Origin of the sequence: Bradyrhizobium sp. CCH5-F6, from assembly GCF_001556045.1 — a bacterium.
Taxonomy (GTDB): Bacteria; Pseudomonadota; Alphaproteobacteria; order Rhizobiales; family Xanthobacteraceae; genus Bradyrhizobium.
On the sequence record NZ_LSIC01000041.1, the window covers coordinates 65,589 to 85,012 of the forward strand.

General features: G+C 65.9%; 18 protein-coding genes. 10 read left to right on the forward strand and 8 right to left on the reverse strand.

The features are described from left to right. The first annotated feature begins 14 nt into the window (after positions 1-14). Positions 15-1,259 (forward strand): amidase, encoded by a 1,245-nt coding sequence (locus tag AX729_RS06865; RefSeq protein WP_061021379.1) that lies wholly within the window; start codon positions 15-17, stop codon positions 1,257-1,259. Here the strand turns inward: AX729_RS06865 and AX729_RS06870 are convergent. The 4 genes from AX729_RS06870 to AX729_RS06885 all read right to left on the reverse strand — a co-directional run bounded on the left by AX729_RS06870 (position 1,251) and on the right by AX729_RS06885 (position 5,493). Continuing rightward, entirely contained in the window at positions 1,251-2,444 is a 1,194-nt protein-coding gene (locus AX729_RS06870; RefSeq protein ID WP_061021381.1) for a patatin-like phospholipase family protein, read from the reverse strand. The two genes, AX729_RS06865 and AX729_RS06870, sit on opposite strands and share 9 nt — an antisense overlap. Before the next feature lie 150 nt (positions 2,445-2,594). Further along, the gene (gene plsY, locus AX729_RS06875; RefSeq protein WP_061021384.1) at positions 2,595-3,191 is read right to left on the reverse strand and encodes a glycerol-3-phosphate 1-O-acyltransferase PlsY; all 597 of its coding nucleotides are present in this window, start codon (positions 3,189-3,191) and stop codon (positions 2,595-2,597) included. A gap of 47 nt (positions 3,192-3,238) precedes the next feature. Then, the gene (locus AX729_RS06880; RefSeq protein ID WP_061021430.1) at positions 3,239-4,540 is read right to left on the reverse strand and encodes a dihydroorotase; all 1,302 of its coding nucleotides are present in this window, start codon (positions 4,538-4,540) and stop codon (positions 3,239-3,241) included. 5 nt (positions 4,541-4,545) lie between these two features. Beyond that, positions 4,546-5,493: an aspartate carbamoyltransferase catalytic subunit gene (locus tag AX729_RS06885; RefSeq protein ID WP_061021386.1), complete on the reverse strand. Its 948-nt coding sequence runs from the start codon at positions 5,491-5,493 to the stop codon at positions 4,546-4,548. 172 nt (positions 5,494-5,665) lie between these two features. On the opposite strand from AX729_RS06885, the gene AX729_RS06890 reads away from it, so the two are divergent. The 4 genes from AX729_RS06890 (at position 5,666) to AX729_RS06905 (ending at position 10,341) form a co-directional block, all read left to right on the forward strand. Beyond that, the gene (locus tag AX729_RS06890; RefSeq protein WP_197433546.1) at positions 5,666-7,066 is read left to right on the forward strand and encodes an NADase-type glycan-binding domain-containing protein; all 1,401 of its coding nucleotides are present in this window, start codon (positions 5,666-5,668) and stop codon (positions 7,064-7,066) included. Continuing rightward, entirely contained in the window at positions 7,063-7,836 is a 774-nt protein-coding gene (locus AX729_RS06895; protein ID WP_061021390.1) for a M15 family metallopeptidase, read from the forward strand. The genes AX729_RS06890 and AX729_RS06895 overlap by 4 nt, the downstream gene beginning before the upstream one ends. A gap of 20 nt (positions 7,837-7,856) precedes the next feature. Beyond that, complete coding sequence (locus AX729_RS06900; RefSeq protein WP_061021392.1) at positions 7,857-9,500, forward strand: acyl-CoA dehydrogenase family protein; 1,644 nt, start codon at positions 7,857-7,859, stop codon at positions 9,498-9,500. A gap of 76 nt (positions 9,501-9,576) precedes the next feature. After that, on the forward strand, positions 9,577-10,341 hold the full coding sequence (locus AX729_RS06905; protein ID WP_061021395.1) for a CPBP family intramembrane glutamic endopeptidase: 765 nt from the start codon (positions 9,577-9,579) through the stop codon (positions 10,339-10,341). 28 nt (positions 10,342-10,369) lie between these two features. Here AX729_RS06905 and AX729_RS06910 read toward each other — a convergent pair whose 3' ends face one another. Next, the gene (locus AX729_RS06910) at positions 10,370-11,293 is read right to left on the reverse strand and encodes an AEC family transporter (RefSeq protein WP_061021396.1); all 924 of its coding nucleotides are present in this window, start codon (positions 11,291-11,293) and stop codon (positions 10,370-10,372) included. 3 nt (positions 11,294-11,296) lie between these two features. Beyond that, positions 11,297-11,782 (reverse strand): Holliday junction resolvase RuvX, encoded by a 486-nt coding sequence (ruvX, locus tag AX729_RS06915; protein ID WP_061021431.1) that lies wholly within the window; start codon positions 11,780-11,782, stop codon positions 11,297-11,299. Between the two features lie 45 nt (positions 11,783-11,827). Here ruvX and AX729_RS06920 point away from each other — a divergent pair, with 45 nt between their 5' ends. Further along, on the forward strand, positions 11,828-12,040 hold the full coding sequence (locus tag AX729_RS06920; RefSeq protein ID WP_061021398.1) for a hypothetical protein: 213 nt from the start codon (positions 11,828-11,830) through the stop codon (positions 12,038-12,040). A 297-nt stretch (positions 12,041-12,337) separates the two neighbouring features. Further along, complete coding sequence (locus tag AX729_RS06925) at positions 12,338-14,548, forward strand: DNA/RNA non-specific endonuclease (protein ID WP_061021400.1); 2,211 nt, start codon at positions 12,338-12,340, stop codon at positions 14,546-14,548. Between the two features lie 108 nt (positions 14,549-14,656). Here the strand turns inward: AX729_RS06925 and AX729_RS06930 are convergent, their stop codons facing one another. Together AX729_RS06930 and AX729_RS06935 are read right to left on the reverse strand one after the other, a co-directional pair. Further along, a complete protein-coding gene (locus tag AX729_RS06930; RefSeq protein ID WP_061021403.1) occupies positions 14,657-15,592 on the reverse strand; it encodes a cyclase family protein in 936 nt (311 codons plus the stop codon). A gap of 185 nt (positions 15,593-15,777) precedes the next feature. Beyond that, positions 15,778-16,668: a LysR family transcriptional regulator gene (locus AX729_RS06935; RefSeq protein WP_061021405.1), complete on the reverse strand. Its 891-nt coding sequence runs from the start codon at positions 16,666-16,668 to the stop codon at positions 15,778-15,780. Positions 16,669-16,765: 97 nt separating this feature from the next. Here AX729_RS06935 and AX729_RS06940 point away from each other — a divergent pair, with 97 nt between their 5' ends. The 3 genes from AX729_RS06940 (at position 16,766) to gatC (ending at position 19,422) form a co-directional block, all read left to right on the forward strand. Further along, positions 16,766-17,806, forward strand: coding sequence for an NAD(P)H-dependent flavin oxidoreductase (locus tag AX729_RS06940; protein WP_061021406.1), 1,041 nt, complete (start codon positions 16,766-16,768; stop codon positions 17,804-17,806). A 112-nt stretch (positions 17,807-17,918) separates the two neighbouring features. Beyond that, positions 17,919-18,995, forward strand: a complete 1,077-nt coding sequence (locus tag AX729_RS06945; protein ID WP_061021408.1) for an NAD(P)H-dependent flavin oxidoreductase — start codon at positions 17,919-17,921, stop codon at positions 18,993-18,995. A 139-nt stretch (positions 18,996-19,134) separates the two neighbouring features. Next, positions 19,135-19,422, forward strand: a complete 288-nt coding sequence (gene gatC / locus AX729_RS06950) for an Asp-tRNA(Asn)/Glu-tRNA(Gln) amidotransferase subunit GatC (protein WP_008548395.1) — start codon at positions 19,135-19,137, stop codon at positions 19,420-19,422. The last annotated feature ends 2 nt before the right edge of the window (positions 19,423-19,424 follow it).

The following is a 19,424-nucleotide window of genomic DNA, read 5'->3' on the forward strand; positions in this document are numbered from 1 at the left end:
ACAAGGATTTTGTCATGATCTCACTCGCCGACCTCCAGCGCCGCATCGAAGCGGGGGAGCTTTCGCCCGATGACGCCATCGCACAATCGCATGCGGCGATCGAGGCCAGGGAGAAGGACGTCCAAGCGTTCGTCCGCCATGACAAATCCGCGACGGCGCAGGCTTCCGGGCCGCTGCGCGGCATCGCGGTCGGGATCAAGGACATCATCGACACCGCCAACATGCCGACCGAGATGGGTTCGGAGATCTATCGCGGTTGGCAGCCGCGCGCTGATGCGCCTGTGGTGATGATGCTGAAGCGGGCAGGGGCCACCATCATCGGCAAGACCACAACCACCGCGTTTGCCTCGCGCGATCCGACGCCGACGCGCAATCCCCACAACACAGGTCATTCGCCGGGTGGCTCCTCCGCGGGCTCGGCGGCAGCCGTCGGCGCAGGCATGATCCCGCTGGCACTGGGCACCCAGACGGGCGGCTCGGTGATCCGGCCCGCCGCCTATTGCGGGACGGCCGCGATCAAGCCGTCATTCCGGATGCTGCCGACGGTCGGTGTGAAGTGCTATTCGTGGGCGCTCGACACGGTCGGCCTGTTCGGCGCGCGCGCGGAAGATCTTGCGCGCGGGCTTCTGGCGATGACCGGTCGCAGCGAATTTTCCGGCATCGCGCCGGCGAAAGCGCCGCGCATCGCCGTGGTCAGGCAGGAGTTTGCCGGTGCCGTGGAGCCGGCCGCGGAACAGGGCTTGCAGGCCGCGATCAAGGCGGCCGAACGCGCCGGTGCCAGCGTGCAGACCATCGATCTGCCCGCGGCGGTGCATGAGGCCTGGCGCATCCACCCGATCATCCAGGACTTCGAGGCCCATCGCGCGCTGGCCTGGGAGTTTTCCGAGCGTCACGACGAGATCGCGCCGATGCTGCGCGCCAGCCTCGATGCGACGGTCGGGCTGACGCCGAAGGAATATGACGAGGCGCGCCGGGTCAGCCGTCGGGGCCGCCGCGAGCTCGGCGAGCTGTTCGAAGGCGTCGACGTGCTCTTGACCTATTCGGCGCCGGGCACCGCGCCGGCCAAGGAGCTCGCGACGACAGGCGATCCGCGCTACAACCGGCTCTGGACGCTGATGGGCAATCCTTGCGTCAACGTGCCGGTCCTCAAGGTCGGCGGCCTGCCGATCGGTGTGCAGGTGATCGCGCGCTTCGGTAACGACGCACTCGCGCTCTCGGCGGCATGGTTCCTCGAGGAGGCCTTGGCGAAATCAGGCTAAGGCAGGTTCGGCGCGAGCCGCGGCTCGATCGTGCGCGGGCGCGTTGCCGTCCGCACCTTGCCCGAGCCAGAGCTCCGCGGCCTCGCGGCCGCTCCGGTGCAGTGCGCGAATGAAGCCGCGGCCGAGATCGGTGGATGAGCGCTGCGCCAGACCCTCAAAAAAATCCTCGGCCGCGATGCGGGAGAGCCGCAGCGAAGGGGCGGCGTGCGCCTGCGCCCATGCGATCGCGGCGATTTCGGCATTGAGGGTGGCGTTGGCTGCGATCTGGTCGAGCCGACGGTCGATCGCGGCGAGCGTGATCGGCACGTAGCTGTCGCGCGCCGGCGTGACCTGTATGAGCAGGACGTCGGACGTCGTCGTCTCCTGCGCCAGCCGCAGCAGCGGCGGATTGCCGCCGAAGCCGCCGTCCCAATAGGCCTCGCCGTCGATCTCGACGGCACAGTGAACCAGCGGCGGGCAGGTGGACGCCAGCGCGACGTCGGCGGTGATCGCATCGTTGCGGAAGATTTGCTGCTGCCCGTCGCGGATCCGCGTCGCGGCGATCAGAAGCTTCGGGCACCTCGCGTCGTGCAGGGCGGCAAAATCGATGTCGCGCGCCAGCGCCTGCCGCAGCGGATCGAGATCGAACGGATCGAACTGGCCGGAGCGCAGCGTCGGGCCGAACGCGACCGAGCTTCCCGCCGGCGAAAAACCGCCGATCAGCATCAGCGAGCGGAACGAGGCCTCGTGCATCAGGCGGATCCAGAACCGGTTGAGCCGGTTGCGGGCGCCTTCGCGTCCACCCTCGACAAGGCCAGAAGCGAGCAGCAGCGCATTGATGGCGCCGGCGCTGGCGCCGCTGACCGTGTCGATTGCGATGTCAGGCTCTTCCAGCAGCCGCTCCAGCACGCCCCAGCTGAAGGCGGCGAAGGTGCCGCCGCCCTGGAGCGCCAGCGAGAGCTTTCGCGGCGGCCATTGGTCGGAACGCGCCTGCGGGCGCGAGACCGGTGCAGCCTTGCCGACCACGACGGCGGGCGGAGCGTCGGCTTGCGCGACGGGCTCAGGCTGCGGCACTTGCGGCGAAACGGGAGCGGGCGGCGGCGCATCGGCCCAGATATTGGTCGCCGAGAGCAGCCGGCTCGCCGCGCTGCCGGAAGCACCGAGCGAACCAACCCCGTCATGCGCGCCGACAATCATCTCGCTCATTCTGAGCAACCGCGTAACGCCGTGTCCTGTGTCAGGATGACAGGCATGGAACCCGTTCGCTACTGTCTGCACCGAGCGGTGCGGAAGTTGCGAACAGGATTTGGCATACAATGCGGAAGGTGTGCGGCGATATCCGTACTTTTTCCGGCTTCAGGCCTTCTCGCCGATGCGACTTTCCTTGCCGGCTTGCAACCGCTTGATGTTCTCGCGGTGCGCGTAGAACAACAGCAGGGTCAGCACTGCGAACAATGCTGCGAGCGCGAGGTGGCCGAACCACCACAGGAACATCGGCGTGATGAACGCCGCCACCAGCGCCGAAAGCGAGGAGTAGCGGGTCGTGAAGGCCGTCGCGAGCCACAGCAGGCAAAACACGACGGCGCCCGGCCAGAACAAGCCGAGCAGGATGCCGATATAGACGGCGACGCCCTTGCCGCCCCTGAACTTGAGCCAGACCGGGAAGAGGTGACCGAGGAAGGCGCCGAGGCCGGCCACCATGGCGGCATTGGGGCCCGCGATGTAGCCGGCGATCACCACGGCCACGGTGCCCTTGAGCGCATCGAGCAGCAGGGTGCCTGCGGCAAGGCTCTTGCGTCCGGTGCGCAGCACATTGGTGGCGCCGATGCTGCCGGAGCCGATCGAGCGGATATCCTGCGTGCCGGCGAGCCTGGTCAGGATCAGCCCGAACGGAATCGAGCCGAGGAGGTAGCCGATGGCGAAGGCCACCGGCAAAAATGCTTCAAGCCCCATGGCGGCAGCTCCAAAGGCAGGATTCCAGTGTCGAACGATTGCGGATGTCAGACATGCTCGTAAACCGTCCGTCCGCCGACAATGGTGCGCACCACGCGGCCTGTAAAGCGAGCCTCGTCGAACGGCGTGTTCTTGCAGGGTGATTTGAGCTCTGCGGGATCGACCACCCAGGGCGTATCGGGATCGATCACGATGACGTCGGCGGGGCTGCCGGCGCGCAGGGTTCCGCCGGGGAGCCCGAGCAGCTCGGCCGGACGGGTCGACATCGCGCGGATCAGCGTCTTCAGTTCCAACTCGCCATTGTGGACGAGGCGCAGGCCTGCGGGCAGCATGGTCTCGAGCCCGACGGCGCCGGGCGCGGCTTCCGCGAAGGGCAGGCGCTTGACCTCGACGTCCTGCGGATTGTGGTCGGACATGATGACGTCGAGGAGGCCGGAGGCGATCGCCGCCACCAGCGCGCGGCGATCGTCCTCGGTGCGGAGCGGCGGCGACAGCTTCAGGAACGAACGGTAAGGGCCGATGTCGTTCTCGTTCAGCGCCAGGTGGTTGATCGAGACCGAGGCGCTGACCGCAAGCCCGGCGTCGCGCGCGCGCTCGAGGATTTCAAGGGAGTCGATGCAGGTCAGCGAAGCCGCATGGTAGCGGCCGCCGGTGAGCGCGACGAGGCGCAGATCGCGCTCCAGCATCACGGCTTCGGCGGCATTGGGGATGCCCATCAGGCCGAGCCGGGTCGCGAACTCGCCCTCGTTCATCACGCCTTCGCCGACGAGGTTGGGATCCTCGGTGTGATGCACGATGAGAGCGTCGAAGTCGCGCGCGTAGGTCAGCGCGCGGCGCATCACCTGGGCGTTGGTCACGCTTTTGTCGCCGTCGCTGAAGGCGACTGCGCCGGCCGCTTTCAGGAGGCCGAATTCGGTCATCTCCTCGCCGTGCATGCCCTTGGTGAGCGCCGCCATCGGCTGGATGCTGACGATCGCGGTGTCGCGGGCGCGGCGCATCACGAAGTCGACCGTCGCCGAATTGTCGATGACGGGCGAGGTGGCGGGCTGGCAGATGATGGTGGTGATGCCGCCGGTCGCGGCGGCCTGGCTCGCGGAGGCAAAGGTCTCGCGGTGGCTGAGGCCGGGCTCACCGACGAAGGCGCGCATGTCGATCAGGCCCGGCGCCACGATCTTGCCGGAGCAGTTGATGATGTCGGTGCCCTCGGGGACCCCGGCCGCGCCGATGCCGCGGCGGGTGTCGCGGATGGTGCCGTCGGCGATGAGGACGTCGCCGACGCCGTCGAAATCCCTCGACGGATCGATGACGCGGGCGTTGGCGAGCAGGATGGGGCGGCGATCGGTCAACATCGGCATCACGCGTTGGGCAGGTTGCGGGCGAGCGCTTCCAGCACGGCCATGCGCACGGCGACGCCCATCTCCACCTGTTCGCGGATCAGGGACTGGGCGCCGTCGGCCACGATCGAGTCGATCTCCACGCCGCGGTTCATGGGGCCGGGATGCATCACGAGGGCATCCGGCTTGGCGTAGGCGAGCTTCTTCTGGTCGAGCCCGAAATAATGGAAATATTCCGACGAGGAGGGCACGAAGGAGCCGTTCATGCGCTCGCGCTGCAGCCGCAGCATCATGACGATGTCGGCGCCTTCGAGGCCCTCGCGCATGTCGCGCATGACCTCGACGCCCATCCGCTCGATGCCGGTCGGCAGCAGCGTGGATGGGCCGACGACGCGGACGCGGGCGCCCATGGTGTTGAGCAGGATGATGTTGGAGCGTGCGACGCGCGAATGCAGCACGTCGCCGCAGATCGCGACCACGAGGCCCTCGAGCCGGCCCTTGTTGCGGCGGATGGTGAGCGCATCCAGCAGCGCTTGCGTCGGATGCTCGTGCGCGCCGTCGCCGGCATTGATCACGGAACCGTCCACCTTGCGCGCCAGCAGTTCCACCGCGCCGGAGGCGTGATGGCGCACCACCAGGATGTCCGGGTGCATCGCGTTCAGCGTCACGGCGGTGTCGATCAGGGTCTCGCCCTTGCGGATCGAGGAGGAGGACACCGACATGTTCATGACGTCGGCGCCGAGGCGCTTTCCCGCGAGCTCGAACGAGGACTGGGTCCGGGTCGAGGCCTCGAAGAACAGGTTCACCTGCGTCCGTCCTCTCAGGACGGTGCGCTTCTTGTCAACCTGGCGGTTGACCTCGACATATTCTTCGGACAGGTCGAGGAGGCCGGTGATGTCGGCCGCGGAAAGGCCCTCGATGCCCAGCAAATGCCGGTGGCCGAGGACGAAGGTCGATTTCGATGTCATTAAAAGCAGAGCTATAGGGGGGGATGGCGGGGGGAGCAAGCTTCAAATCCCGCCGCCGGACTTATCCACGGCGCTTTGCGGCCGGGAGGGCGCCGGCCGCCTGTGTTCGGGGCAGCCGCTTTGCGCTAGACTCGTGCCATTCATCGCGTCACAGGCATGGATCATGACGAGCATGCGGCATTTTAGTCGACTGGCGCGCATTGCTGCTGCGCTGGCGGCTGCGTGCATGGTCGGCCTGGCGGCACCGGCGCTGGCGGAGAAGCGCGTGGCGCTCGTCATCGGCAACGATCTCTATCCGAACCTGCCGGCCGACCGGCAATTGAAGAAGGCTGCCAATGACGCAACGACGGTGGCCGACGCGCTGAGGTCGCTCGGATTTGAGATCGTGCTCGGGACCAATCTCGGCCGGCAGGGAATGATCGACCGTCTCGCCGATTTCACGGCGCGGCTGGAGCCGGGCGACACGGCTGCGGTGTTCTATGCAGGGCATGGCGTTGCGATCGCCGGGGTCAACTATCTCGTGCCGAGCGATGTTCCCACCGTCGTCGAGGGCGCCGAGGCACGTGTGCGCGGGGCCTCGATCGCGGAGCCCGACGTGATTGCGGAGCTTCAGGCGAAGGCGGTGCGGGTCGCCTTCGTCGTCATCGATGCCTGCCGTGACAATCCGTTTCCGCGGGCCGCCGGCCGCTCGATCGGGAATACGCGCGGACTTGCCGATGCGAGGCCAGCGCGCGGAATCTTCACGCTCTATTCCGCGGGGATCGGCCAGACCGCGCTCGACCAGCTCAGCAGCAGCGATACCGCTCACAATTCGGTGTTCACGCGCATATTCGTCGAGCAGCTGAAGCGTCCCGAACTGCATCTCGGCGATCTCGCGGTCGAGGTGCGCGAGCGCGTGGCGGCGCTGGCGCTCACGGCGAGCGATGGCAGCGGACAGCCCGTGCCGCACGAGCAGACGCCGGCCTATTACGACCAGACGCTGGGCGGGCGCATCTATCTCTGGAATACGGGATCGTCGAACGCGGCGCCGAAAGTGGCGGGCATGCTGGTGAAGCCGCCGGCCAGTCCTGCGGCTGCGGAGCGCTCGGCCTTTCGTCCGCCGCGTCCCTCCGTGGCGGGCGAAAGCTGCGCCCGCAGCGGGTTTGAGACCTATTGCGTCAGCTCGATGCTGAAGCCGCAATTCGGCAATTCATACGGTGCGGCGAACCTGTTTGACGCTTCGACAGGGACGGCCTGGGTCGAGGGCGCCGCAGGCAACGGCATCGGCGAATGGATCACGGTCGAATTCGAAACCCTGCGGCGGGTCAAATCGATCCATGTGCAGAACGGCTACCAGAAAAGTCCCGACATCTTTGCCAAGAACAACAGGGTTCGCCAGATTCGCGTGCTGTTCTCCGGGGGCGAGTCGCAGATCTTCATCCTCGACGACAAGCTGTCGGCGCAGCTGCTGACATTGCGGCCGCAGGTCTCGGCCTATTGGATGCAATTCATCATCGACGACGTCTGGGCCGGTAACAAATATACGGACACCGCGATCACAAAACTTCTGGTCAACTCGGATCCGGTGCCATGACCGCATGGACTGGAATCGCGGCGCGCGCAGCGCTCCTCGTGCTGTCGGCAATATCCATCTTCGCGCCGGCGCGGGCGCAGACCTTGCCCGGCGGCTTCGTGTTCCTGCGCGACATCGATCCCAGCATCATCCAGGACATCCGCTATGCCACGTCGAACAATTTCGTCGGCCGTCCGCTCGCCGGCTACGGCGCCGGCGAATGCGTGGTGAAGCGGGAGGTCGGGCTGCGGCTGAAGGCGGTGCAGCAGGAACTGGCGGCGCAGAACCTCTCGCTCAAGATGTTCGACTGCTACCGTCCGGCGCGGGCCTCGCTCGACATGGTGAAGTGGTCGCAGAACGGTCATGAGACTGCGGCCGAGCGGCGCTACAACCCGAATATCCCGAAGACCGAGCTGTTCCGGCTCGGCTACATTGCGAGCCGCTCGCAGCATTCCACGGGTGCAGCGCTCGACCTCACGCTGGTCGATCTCAAGGCCGACAACTCCGCCAAATATGATCCGTCGAAGGCCTATGCCGATTGTACGGCGCCGATCGGGGCGCGCGCGCCGGAGGGCAGTGTCGACATGGGCACCGGCTACGACTGTACCGACGCGAAGGGACACACTGCGACACCATCGATTAATCCGGAGCAGCGCGCCTGGCGAAAGCGGCTGGTCGCTGCGATGGCCAGGCAAGGCTTTGTGAACTATTCGAAGGAGTGGTGGCATTTTTCGCTGCCGGGGGCAGGCGGGGCAGCCTATGATTTCCCGATTCCGCCGCGCCGGAACTGACGCCCGAGCCGAGAAGCGCCATGACCCAGCCGAGCTTTGCGACCCACGAGGTCTTCAACCAGTCGCCGCCGTTCGAGGACGTCGACCTCTTCGCCGTGGATCGGCCGCTGATCGAGGCGGTGAAGGCCAATGGCGGCGCGGCGGCGGAGCGGGAGCTGTCGGAGTTCGGCAAGCATTGGGGCTCGGCGGCGATGGCCGATCGCGGCCGCATGGCGAACGAGAACACGCCGAAGCTGCGCACCTTCGATGCCAAGGGCAATCGGCGCGACCAGGTCGAGTTTCATCCGTCCTATCACGAGCTGATGGCGCATAGCGCGCATGCGGGCGTGCACAATTCGACCTGGACGGCGGATGGAAAGCCTGCGGGCGGTGCCGCCGAAGTCATTCGTGCGGCAAAGTTCTACATGGCCGCGCAGGTCGAGACCGGCCATCTCTGTCCGATCACGATGACGCGCGCTTCCGTGGGTGCGCTGGCGATGCAGCCTGACTTGCTCGCGCGCGTGATGCCGGTGCTGTCGACGAAGAGCTATGATCCCAGCTTTGCGCCATGGTGGCAGAAGCGTGGCATGACGGTCGGCATGGGCATGACCGAGAAGCAGGGCGGCACCGACGTGCGCTCCAACATGACACGCGCCGTGCGCGACGGGGACGGCTATCGCATCACCGGCCATAAATGGTTCATGTCGGCGCCGATGTGCGATGCGTTCCTGGTGCTGGCGCAGGCAGATGGCGGGCTGACATGTTTCTTCATGCCGCGCTTCGCGCCCGATGGTTCGGTCAACGCCATCCAGTTCCAGCGGTTGAAGGACAAGCTCGGCAACCGTTCCAACGCCTCGTCGGAGGTCGAGTTCGCCGGCGCCTACGCGGAAGCGGTCGGCGAGGAAGGCAAGGGCATCCGGACCATTATCCAGATGGTGCAGCTGACGCGGCAGGATTGCGCGATCGCCTCCGTCGGCCTGATGCGCTCGGGGCTGGCGCATGCGCTGCATCACGCGCGACACCGCAGCGTGTTCCAGAAGCATCTTGCCGACCAGCCCCTGATGCAGGCCGTGCTGTCGGACATGGCGCTGCATGTCGAGGCGAGCACGGTGCTGGTGATGCGGCTCTGCCGCGCGTTCGACCGCACGCTGCATGATGCGGCGGAAGCCGCCTATATGCGGCTGCTGACGCCCGCGATCAAATACTGGACCTGCAAGAGCGCGCCGCCGTTCCTCTACGAGGCAATGGAGTGCCTCGGCGGCAACGGCTATGTCGAGGACGGCATCCTGGCCCGCCACTATCGGGAGTCGCCGGTCAACGCGATCTGGGAAGGTTCGGGCAACGTCATGTGCCTCGACGTGCTCCGCGCGCTCGCGCGCGAGCCGGAGGCTGCGATGGCGGTGCTGCAATCGCTCGCAGCCGAGACCAAGGGGCTGCCGGGGGCTGTCGAGGCGGCCACCTTCATTGGCAAGACCTTCCGCCGCGCCGACGGCGAGCGCGTCGCGCGCCTTGCCGTCGAGAAGCTGGCGCTGCTTGCCGCCGCCGCGGCGCTCAACGGCGTGTCACCGCACAACGCCGAACTGTTCGCCGCAACGCGCCTCGCGGCCAATCACGCCAGCATGTATGGCGCGGTCGACCTCGACAACGGCGACGTGCGCGCGCTGCTGGAGCGGGCGCTGCCGTGATTGTTTGTTCCGTCATTCCGGGTTCGGTCCTTCGGACCGCCCGGAATGACGGTGTTCTTCCAACGAAGGCTCTCTGATGGATTCTCTCAATCCCGACCATCCGCCGCCGACCGTGACGCCTGCGCCGCCGCACGTCTGGATGTTCTGGGGCACGGCGCTGTGGGGCGCCTTCATCTTCGTCGCGATGTTCGTCGGGCAGATCGGCGCCGTCGTTCTGCTGGCGTCGCAGCGCGGTCTTCCCATGGACCTGTCTTCGCTTCAGATCATCGGCCGCGAGCCCCAGACGCTCGCGCTTTCGGTCATCATGGGACTGCCGGCGACGCTTGTTGCGGTTTGGCTCGCGATTCGCATCAAGAAAGCGTCCTTCGTCGATTATCTCGCGCTGCATTGGCCGTCCTGGAAGCAGCTGCTGTTCGGCGCCGTCGGCCTCATCCTGATCGTGCTGGCCTGGGAGACGATGTCGCGCGCACTCGGCCGCGAGGCGACGCCGGGCTTCATGTCCGACCTGTTGAAATCGGGACGCGACAAGGGCGCCGCGCTGTCGCTTCTGTTCGCCTTCAGCGTGGCCGCGCCGGTGTCGGAGGAGATTCTGGCGCGAGGCTTCCTCTATCGCGGCTGGTCAGCGAGCTTCCTGCGCGTGCCCGGGGCGATCCTGCTGTCGTCGCTGGTCTGGACGGTCGTGCACCTGCAATACGACCTGTACTTCCTCACCGAAGTCCTCGCCATCGGCCTGTGGTTCGGCTACATGCGCTATCGCTCCGGCTCGCTCTGGCTCACCATCGTGCTGCATGCGCTGAACAATCTGACTGCGGTGGTGCTGACGATGTGGCTGGGTGCCTAGCCGCGGCCACTCAGGGCTCCGTCAAGGTCTAGGCCGCCAGCGCGATCGCGACCGGCATCGTGATGGCCGCAAAGATCGTCTGCAGCGTGATGATCTGCGCCAGCAGCGGCGCGTCGCCGCCCATCTGGCGGGCGAGGACATAGGCGCTGGACGAGGTCGGCACCGACGAGCAGATCGCCACGATCGCGAGGCTGTTGCCGGAAAGCCCGAACCAGAGACCGAGCCCCATCGCGAGCGCGGGCATCAGCAAAAGCTTGAAAACGACGCCGACGGCCGCGCCGAGGCTTGGACGGAAGAGCCCTTCGAGATGCAGCCCCGCGCCGGTGACGAGCAGGCCGATGGCGAGCGAGGAACTGCCGAGCGCGTCGGCAACCTCATGCCAGAGCCTTGGCAGCGGCAGGTGGGTGACGTTGACGGAGAGGCCGATGATGCAGGCCCAGATCAGGGGATTGCGAACCAAGGTGATGACGATGGCGCGGCCGGATTGCTTTTCGGGCGATGCGTAACGAGCGAGCACCGAGACGCTGAACACGTTGACGAGCGGGATGATCGCAACCATCGCCACGGAGGCGAGTGCCAGCCCGACATCGCCGAACAAATTGGCGGCGATCGAAAGTGCCACGAAGGTCTGCCAGCGCGTCGCGCCCTGGAAGATCGAGGTGAAGGCGGGACCGTCGATGCCGAGCCGCGACAGGGCAGGGCGCAGCGCGAGGCACAACAGCGACATCGCCAGTGCCGATAGCAGCAGCGCGCCGCCGACGCCGGCGACCGGCACCTTGGAAAGGTCGGCCTTCACCAGGGTCTGGATCAGCAGCAGCGGGAACAGCACGAAATAGGTCAGCTGCTCCAGCCCGTGCCATTGCGTGTCCAGCCGCATCAGGCTGCGCTTCAGCACGATGCCGAGCACGATGAGGATGAAGACCGGCAGCAAGGCCGCAATCACGACGGCCATCGGTCAGGCGGATCCAGCGCGAAGATTGGCGAGGCGGTCGAGCGCGCCTTGCAGGATGAAGATGGCGGCGTGCTCGTCGATCACCTCGGCGCGCTTGGCGCGGCTGACGTCCATGCCGATCAACTCGCGCTCGACCGCCGCGGTCGACAGGCGCTCGTCCCAGAGGCCGATGGGGAGCGCGGTCAGGCCGGCAAGATTGCGGGCGAAGGCGCGGGTGGACTGCGCGCGCGGGCCCTCGCTGCCGTCCATGTTGATGGGCAGGCCCAGTACGAGACCGACTGCCTTGCGCTCGGCCCCGATCGCGAGCAAGCGAGCGGCATCCTGCTTGAAGGCCTTGCGCTGGATCGTCTCGACGCCGGTCGCTAACCTCCGGTCGGGATCAGACACGGCAACGCCGATGGTCTTGGTGCCGAGATCGAGCCCGACCAGCGCGCCGCGCGCGGGCCAGTGGGTTGCAGCATCGACGAGAGGCAGGATAAGAGCCGGCATGGCGTAGCGCATATCATGCGTCATGCTGCGGAGTGAACCCGAAACATGGATGCGCTGACATTATTCGGCCTGTTCGCCGTCACGGCGATGCTGGTCACTTACGCGCTGGAGGACCGCAGCCACTGGTTCGTGCTGCTGTTCGCCGTATCGTGCGCGCTCGGCTCGGCCTACGGCTTTCTCCAGGGCGCCTGGCCGTTCGGTCTGGTCGAGGCGATCTGGTCCGTGGTGGCGCTGCGGCGCTGGCACCTGAAGCCCTAGTGGTTAGACCCGCGACAGGAGGAGCGTGAGAAGGCCACGCACGAATGCACCGATCATTTGTGGCGAATCTCACACGGATGAAGCCGCTGACCATGGCATGATGTCGCGTCCTCAGCGGCGACGTCGATTGACGCTCTGGTTGTCGCGAGATAGGTTTATAGGCTTAAGGTAGTGTAGGGCGCGTGCCCCGATTTCCAAAACATCGGCAGCGGCCGGCAGCCCGGCCCGCGATGCAACTTGGCGCATATTTTCAGGCGCCGACCATCCAATATTCGCCCTTTATTATTTTGAGAGGTCATGATGCTCATCAAGCCAAGCCTGATCGCGGGCTCAGAAAGGCGATTCAAGCAAGCCGAGTTCTCACCCGATGCCTTGAACCGGAAACTGGGCGACGGCCCGATCGAGATGACCGTCGAAAAGATGCGCCTGCGCCAGCGCCAGCTGCTGGCAGAGACGCACGACATGCGAGCGGCCGAAATCGGCCTGGAGCGGATCATCCAGGGCAACGACCTCGACAGCATCAACTATCTCGTCAAGGGGACCGCCGCCGCGCGCTCGGTCTGCCGTATTCAGCTCAGGGATTCCAAGTCGAATCTGCTCGGCTATGGCTCGGGCTTTCTGATCGGGCCCGGCCTGCTGCTGACGAACCATCATGTCTTCGGCAAGCCGGCCGATGCGGCCAATTCGATTGCCGATTTCAACTACGAATTGGACGTTTCGGGACAAGAGCGTGTGCCGGTGCGGTTCAGATTCGAGCCGGGCAGGTTCTTCTACACCAATGACAGGCTGGATTTTTCGATCGTTGCGGTGGCGCCGACCTCGTTGTCGGGTCACGAGGAACTCGAGGATTGGGGATGGCTGCCGCTGAGCGGCGCGCCCGGCAAGGCAGACCCGGGCGAGTATCTCACCATCGTCCAGCATCCCGGCGGACAGATGAAGCAGGTCTGCGTCCGCGAGAACAAGCTGCTCAAATATGTCGGCGACTTCCTCTGGTACAATACCGATACGACGGCCGGATCGTCGGGTTCGCCGGCCTTCAACCGCTTCTGGCAGGTGGTCGCGCTGCACCACAGCGGCGTTCCCCGGAAGGATGCGCAGGGCCGTACCCTGACCAAGGACGGCAGGGTTTGGAAGCCGTCGATGGACGAATCCTCGATCGACTGGATCGCCAACGAAGGCATCCGGATCAGCGCGATCGTCGCGGATATCAAGGTCGCCGTCGGCTCCCATCCCCTGATCAAGCCGGTGCTGGACGAGGAAGAGCCACCGATCCGGCAAGAGCGTGCGAAAGCCCCGGTGCCGGCCGCCGTCCCTGCTTTTGGTGCCAATGCCTGGGTCGAGCAGTCCCTCGATGGGACCTCGCTGGTGGTCCCGATCCGCGTTCCGTTGCCGACGTTCAGGAAGGAAATTCCCTTCGCTCCGCTGACGCCGTTGCAGGGCCCGTCGGCTGGTAACGGAGGCGCGCCCAACGGCGGCAAGCCGTTGATCGCCCGACCGGTCGCCTTGTTGCCGCACATCAGCGCGAAGAACGGCCTGCCGATGGAGGCCGTGCATATCGATCAGAGCACGCTGAAATCGCGGCCCGGCTACAAGGCCAATTTTCTCGGCACCGGCAAATTCTCCGTACCCCTGCCGAAAATACCCGCCGCCCTCAAACCGAGGGTCGCGATGTTGAAGGGGAGCTCGAAGCAGTCCGAGCTGAAATACTTCAACTACAGCGTCGTGATGAACAAGGAGCGCGGGCTCGCCTTCTTCAGCTGCGTCAATATCGACGGCGGCAAGCAACAGGACGTCGGCAAGCGTGAAGGTGATTCCTGGCTGCGCGATCCGCGCATCGACGAGGATGCCCAGATCGGCGACGAGTTCTACCGCAAGCAGGCCACTTTCGAAGCGGACCGCAGCAAGAATCCATTCGACCGCGGTCATCTGGTGCGCCGCCTCGATGCGACCTGGGGCGACACGGTCGCCGCGGCCAAGCAGCATGGCGACGATTCCTTCCATTTCACCAATTGCGCGCCGCAGTTCTTCTCGTTCAACCAGGGCAAGCAGCTCTGGGCAGGACTGGAGGATTACACGCGCGATGTCCTGCTCGAAGGTGAGGAGAAGGGCATCGTCATGAACGGCCCGGTGTTCGATGGCCCGGATGCCGACGGATCCGATCTGCCCGATCCGGCCGGCCGGCCGCACAAGGATCCGAGCTTCGGCGGCGTTCGAATTCCGAAGTACTTCTGGAAGATACTGATCCGCCGCAACGACGATGACGACGCGCTCAAGGCGGCGGCATTCCTGATGAGCCAGCGAAAGCAGGTGATCGAGATCGACCGCATCCAGGAGGCGGGCCTGCTCGAGCGGATGTCCGAGGAGGATGTCAGCGTCTTCCAGGTCTCGATCGCGGACCTGACGAAATTGACCAAGCTCGACTTCGGCAATCTCGCCGACGCGGATTCGCACGAGGCGACCTCGGTGGGCCCGCGGCGGATCGAATCCTATGAGGACATTCGGATCTAGGGCGGTGTTGTCGCCGTAACGGAACGATGGGTTCGGGTGAGGGGAGCGGTGTGTTCTGTCGAGACACTGATGACCCTCACCCGGAGCGCTTGTGAGACGAGCCGCGCGTCAGCGGATCGCGATCGGGTTGATCATCGCCTGCACGCCGCCGGTCCAGCGCGGCTGTCCCAGCACGAACAGGAATTCATAGCCCTTATCCCGGGCGAGCGCTGCCGTGTCGAGGTTTTCCAGGATGTAGGTTCCATTCATGGCGAGCAGAATCTGGTGCACCTCGAAAACGTTCTTGGATTCGAAGGGCAAGACCTCTACTCCCCAAGTGTCGGCGCCGACGGCGACGACACCCTTGCCTGTGAGGTATTTGGCTCCTTCGACGCCGAGGCCGGGTTCACCAGCCGAGTAGCGCTTGTCGTCTTTCCCGACCAGGCTGAGCCAGCCGGTATGGAAGATGACGACGTCACCCTGACGGATCTCGACGTTCTGCTGCTTGGCGGCTTCCTCGATCTCCTTGACGTTGAAGGCGGTGCCTTCCTTCACCACGTCGGTCTTGAAATAGGCGGCCATGTCGAGCAGGACGCCGCGCGTGACCATCGGCGGCACCTTCTCGATGCCAAGCTTCTTCAGCCCGGTCGGATCGGCGAAATCGGCAAGCTTGTTGCCGTTGTAATACACATGCTCGATGCCGAGATGGCCGAGGCCGTCGAGCTGGCTGCCAACGCCGACCCATGTGTCGAGGATATCGTCGTTGTAGGTGGCCTTGTTGGGACCAAGCCCTGCGTTGCCGGCCTGTCCCGGCTGCACCACCGTGATCTTGTAGGTGCGCGGCGGATAGGCGGGCGTCTGCGACGTGACGGGCATGCCGAGGGCGTAGGTCTTGCCGGTCTTCACCAGCGATGCCGCCTTCACCACGAGCTCGGGCGTCATGTAGTTGGCGGCGCCGATCTCGTCGTTCGGCCCCCATTTCGATTTGGTCCAGTCCTGTGCGCTTGCAGTTCCTGATATCGCCGACAACACAGCGACACAGCACAACACGAGCGTATTGCGCATCGATAGTCCTCCCGATGTTCTTGCCGATGTTTGGCTTCGTTATGGTTTTGCGCTGGCCAGTCAGTCATCCTAACGTAGAATGATCGCGGGCTTCAAAGCTTTTTGATGTGCTGCGTTGCCGCGGAAGGCACGCGGAAACGCGATGGATTTGTGACGAATTTCGTAGAGTGGAACGCTGCGTCGTTTCAGGCCGCGATGACGTCGTCGTCCTTCTTCAGGCAGTGGGCAAAGCCGCTCAGCGCGCTGGTTTGATGGCCCGCGCGGCGGTGGATGAACAGTGTCTCGACGCGCGCCTGCGCCGGGCTCAGCGCGTGGATCGCGATGCTGCCGTTCATCGCGCTGCGCTCGACGACCGCGCGCGGCAGCAACGTCACGCCCATGTCGGCGGCGACGCAGCCGATCATGCCGTCGAGCGTGCCGAGCTCGAAGCGCGCCGCCGACGGCCAGCCGAGCTCGACGAACACTTGTTCGAGCCGCTGGCGATAGGTGCAGCCGGTGCGGAACACCAGCGCGGTCGGCCCGGACTCCGGCGTGCCTGCGCGCAGCTCGGCCAACGAGGCCCAGCGCCGCGCGCTGACCAGCACCAGCTCCTCGCGGAAGGCGCTCGTCGCGATGAGATCGGCATGCGTGATGGGACCCGCGACGAAGGCGCCGTCGAGCGAGCCTTCGAGCACGCCGGTGACGAGGTCGGCTGTCGGCGCGGTGCGCAAGGATAGGCGCACGGCGGGGAAGCGGCGGTGGAAGTCGGCGAGCAGCGGCGGCAGGCGCACGGCCGCCGTCGTCTCCATCGAGCCGATCGCGAGCGGCCCTTTCGGCTCGCCATCGTCACGCGCGGCGAGCAAGGCTTCGTGCGACAGCGCCGCCATCCTTTGCGCGTAGGGGAGGAGGCGCTTGCCGGCGCCGGTCAGCGTCATGCCGCGCGAGTGCCGCTCGAACAGCGCCGTGCCGATCTCCGCCTCCAGCGCCTTCACGCGCTGGGTGACGTTCGACTGCACCGTGTTGAGCTCTTCGGCAGCGCGGGTGATGCCGCCCGTGCGGGCGACGGCGGCGAAGGTCTGGAGATCGCTGAGTTCCATGGCGTCATTTCGCTTTTGAGATGGCAACGTTCGTAACAATTCATTTTTCGAGAATGCTAGTCGCGGCTAGTCTCGCTGTCCAGATCGGGGAGGAGCCATGCCGATGACGACGCCGCTGACCACGCTGCTGGAGATCGCGCATCCGATCTTGCTGGCGCCGATGGATGTCATCGCCGGCAGCCGCCTGGTGGCGGCAGTGAGCCGCGCCGGCGGGTTCGGCATTCTCGGCGGTGGCTATGGCGAGCGAGCGTGGCTGGAGCAGGAGACTGCGAAGCTCGCCGAACTGCGTGCGCCGTTCGGGATCGGCTTCATCACGTGGAGCCTCGCCAAGCGGCCCGAACTTCTCGACATCGCGCTCGGCGTGAAGCCGTCGGCGATCATGCTGTCGTTCGGCGATCCTGCGCCGTTTGCGCCCAGGATCAAGTCCGCCGGCGCACGCCTGATCTGCCAGGTGCAGGACGAAGCGATGGCGCGACAGGCGCTCGATGCCGGCGCCGATGTCCTGATCGCGCAGGGAACGGAGGCGGGAGGTCATGGCGCCTCGCGGACCACCGTCGATCTCGTGCCCGCGATCGTCGATCTCGCCGCAGGCCGCGTGCCGGTGGTCGCGGCCGGCGGTATCGCCGACGGGCGCGGGCTCGCCGCCATGATGATGCTGGGCGCGAGCGGCGTGCTGCTTGGCACGCGCTTCTATGCGAGCAAGGAGGCGGATGGCGCGGATGAGGCGAAGCGGCGGATCTGTGCAGCGAGCAGTGGCTCGACCGTACGCGGCATCATCTTCGATCTCTCGCGCAACAATGTATGGCCGGCGCCGTTCACGGGGCGGTGCCTGATCAACGATCACGCCCGGCGCTGGATCGGCCGCGAGGTCGAGCTGATGCAGAATGTCGCCGCAGTTGCCACGGACTATGCCGCGGCGAAGGCGGCCGGCAATTTCGACGTCGCGGCCGTGATCGCGGGCGAGGCGGTGGGGCTGATTCATGATACTCCACCGGCGGCCGAGATCGTCGAGCGGATTGCGGCCGAGGCGGAGCTGCTTCTCTCCGGCCGGCGCAACTCGATCGCTTCCTTTCCTTCTCCCCTTGCGGGAGAAGGTGGCGCGCAGCGCCGGATGAGGGGTTCTATCCCCGGAGAATGAAGTCAAACCTGAGAGGTCTGTATCCGCGGATGCAAACCCCTCACCCGTCTCGCCGCTACGCGGCGATCCGCCCTCTCCCACAAGGGGAGAGGGGAAGAGCGAGAGAACAACCATGTGGCCTGACCGTCGACTGATCGATCTGTTCAAGACCGAATTCCCGATCGTGCTGGCGCCGATGGCCGGCGCCATGGATGCGGAGCTGGTGATTGCGGCCGCGCAGGGCGGCGCGCTGGGCTCGCTGCCATGCGCGATGCTGTCGGCCGAGAAGGCGCGCGAGCAGGTCGGTCTCATCCGCCAGCGCGTCAAGGCGCCGGTCAACATGAACTTCTTCTGTCACACGCCGGTCGAGCTCACGGCTGAGGCCGAAGCGCGCTGGAAGCAGCGGCTCGCGAGCTATTACAGCGAGCATGGTCTGGATCCCGCAGCACCGATCGCTGCGGCGAACCGCGCACCGTTCGATGCAGCTTTCTGCGAGGTCGTCGAGGAGCTGAAGCCTGAGGTCGTCAGCTTCCATTTCGGGCTGCCGGAGCAGGCGCTGCTCAATCGCGTCAAGGCGGCCGGCTGCCGCGTCATCTCGTCCGCCACGACGGTCAAGGAAGCGGTCTGGCTCGAGCAGCACGGCGTCGATGCCGTGATTGCGCAAGGCGCGGAGGCGGGCGGCCATCGCGGCATGTTCCTGACCGACAAGATCGCCGAGCAGCCCGGCACGTTTGCGCTGGTGCCGCAGGTCGCCGATGCCGTGAAGGTGCCGGTGATCGCGGCGGGCGGCATTGCGGACGGGCGCGGCATTGCCGCGGCCTTCGCGCTCGGCGCGTCCGGCGTGCAGATCGGCAGTGCCTATCTGCGCTGTCCGGAATCCAAGGTCAGCGCCGGCGGCCGCAAGGCACTTGCCGAGGCACGGGACGATTCCACCGTCATCACCAATGTCATGACCGGCCGTCCGGCGCGCGGCGTCCAGAACCGCCTGATGCGCGAGGCGGGCCCGGTCTCGCCGGATGCGCCGCCGTTTCCCCATGCCGCGACGGCGCTGGGGCCGCTGAAGGCTGCGGCCGAAAAGCAGGGCAGGGTGGATTTCACCAATCTCTGGGCGGGACAGGCCATTGCGCTGGGCCGCGAGGTCCCCGCCGCCGAGTTGACCCGCGATCTGGCCAAATCGGCCTTGGTTCGCCTGAAAGCGCTGGCCGGATAAGCCTCCAGGTTCTTGTTTGCGCATGATCTTTTCGGAAAGCCGCTTCACACTTTTCCGGATCATGCGCTAGCGCCGGTTGCGGCGCAAAAGCGGCCTCTGCTATACGGCACATGGGTTTTGCCGTGAGAGGCCTTATATAATGTCCGTCGACGCCGCTACCGTCCGCCGCATCGCGCATCTGGCGCGCATTGCGGTTTCCGAGGACGAGGTTCCGCATCTGCAGGGCGAGCTCAACGCCATGCTCGCTTTCGTCGAGCAGCTCTCGGAGGTCAATGTCGAGGGCGTGGAGCCGATGACCTCGGTCACCCCGATGCAGATGAAGAAGCGGCAGGACGTGGTCAATGACGGCGAGATCGCCGACGATATCGTTGCCAACGCGCCCGCGACCGAAGGCCATTTCTTCCTGGTGCCGAAGGTCGTCGAGTAGCA

Coding starts and splice junctions, on each gene's coding strand:
- AX729_RS06905 (WP_061021395.1), top strand. CDS start 9,577: ATGGATTCTCTCAATCCCGACCATCCGCCGCCGACCGTGACGCCTGCG.
- AX729_RS06890 (WP_197433546.1), top strand. CDS start 5,666: ATGCGGCATTTTAGTCGACTGGCGCGCATTGCTGCTGCGCTGGCGGCT.
- AX729_RS06920 (WP_061021398.1), top strand. CDS start 11,828: ATGGATGCGCTGACATTATTCGGCCTGTTCGCCGTCACGGCGATGCTG.
- AX729_RS06895 (WP_061021390.1), top strand. CDS start 7,063: ATGACCGCATGGACTGGAATCGCGGCGCGCGCAGCGCTCCTCGTGCTG.
- AX729_RS06940 (WP_061021406.1), top strand. CDS start 16,766: ATGCCGATGACGACGCCGCTGACCACGCTGCTGGAGATCGCGCATCCG.
- AX729_RS06910 (WP_061021396.1), bottom strand. CDS start 11,293: ATGGCCGTCGTGATTGCGGCCTTGCTGCCGGTCTTCATCCTCATCGTG.
- AX729_RS06870 (WP_061021381.1), bottom strand. CDS start 2,444: ATGAGCGAGATGATTGTCGGCGCGCATGACGGGGTTGGTTCGCTCGGT.
- AX729_RS06930 (WP_061021403.1), bottom strand. CDS start 15,592: ATGCGCAATACGCTCGTGTTGTGCTGTGTCGCTGTGTTGTCGGCGATA.
- AX729_RS06945 (WP_061021408.1), top strand. CDS start 17,919: ATGTGGCCTGACCGTCGACTGATCGATCTGTTCAAGACCGAATTCCCG.
- gatC (WP_008548395.1), top strand. CDS start 19,135: ATGTCCGTCGACGCCGCTACCGTCCGCCGCATCGCGCATCTGGCGCGC.
- AX729_RS06880 (WP_061021430.1), bottom strand. CDS start 4,540: ATGTTGACCGATCGCCGCCCCATCCTGCTCGCCAACGCCCGCGTCATC.
- AX729_RS06900 (WP_061021392.1), top strand. CDS start 7,857: ATGACCCAGCCGAGCTTTGCGACCCACGAGGTCTTCAACCAGTCGCCG.
- AX729_RS06925 (WP_061021400.1), top strand. CDS start 12,338: ATGATGCTCATCAAGCCAAGCCTGATCGCGGGCTCAGAAAGGCGATTC.
- ruvX (WP_061021431.1), bottom strand. CDS start 11,782: ATGCCGGCTCTTATCCTGCCTCTCGTCGATGCTGCAACCCACTGGCCC.
- AX729_RS06865 (WP_061021379.1), top strand. CDS start 15: ATGATCTCACTCGCCGACCTCCAGCGCCGCATCGAAGCGGGGGAGCTT.
- AX729_RS06935 (WP_061021405.1), bottom strand. CDS start 16,668: ATGGAACTCAGCGATCTCCAGACCTTCGCCGCCGTCGCCCGCACGGGC.
- AX729_RS06885 (WP_061021386.1), bottom strand. CDS start 5,493: ATGACATCGAAATCGACCTTCGTCCTCGGCCACCGGCATTTGCTGGGC.
- plsY (WP_061021384.1), bottom strand. CDS start 3,191: ATGGGGCTTGAAGCATTTTTGCCGGTGGCCTTCGCCATCGGCTACCTC.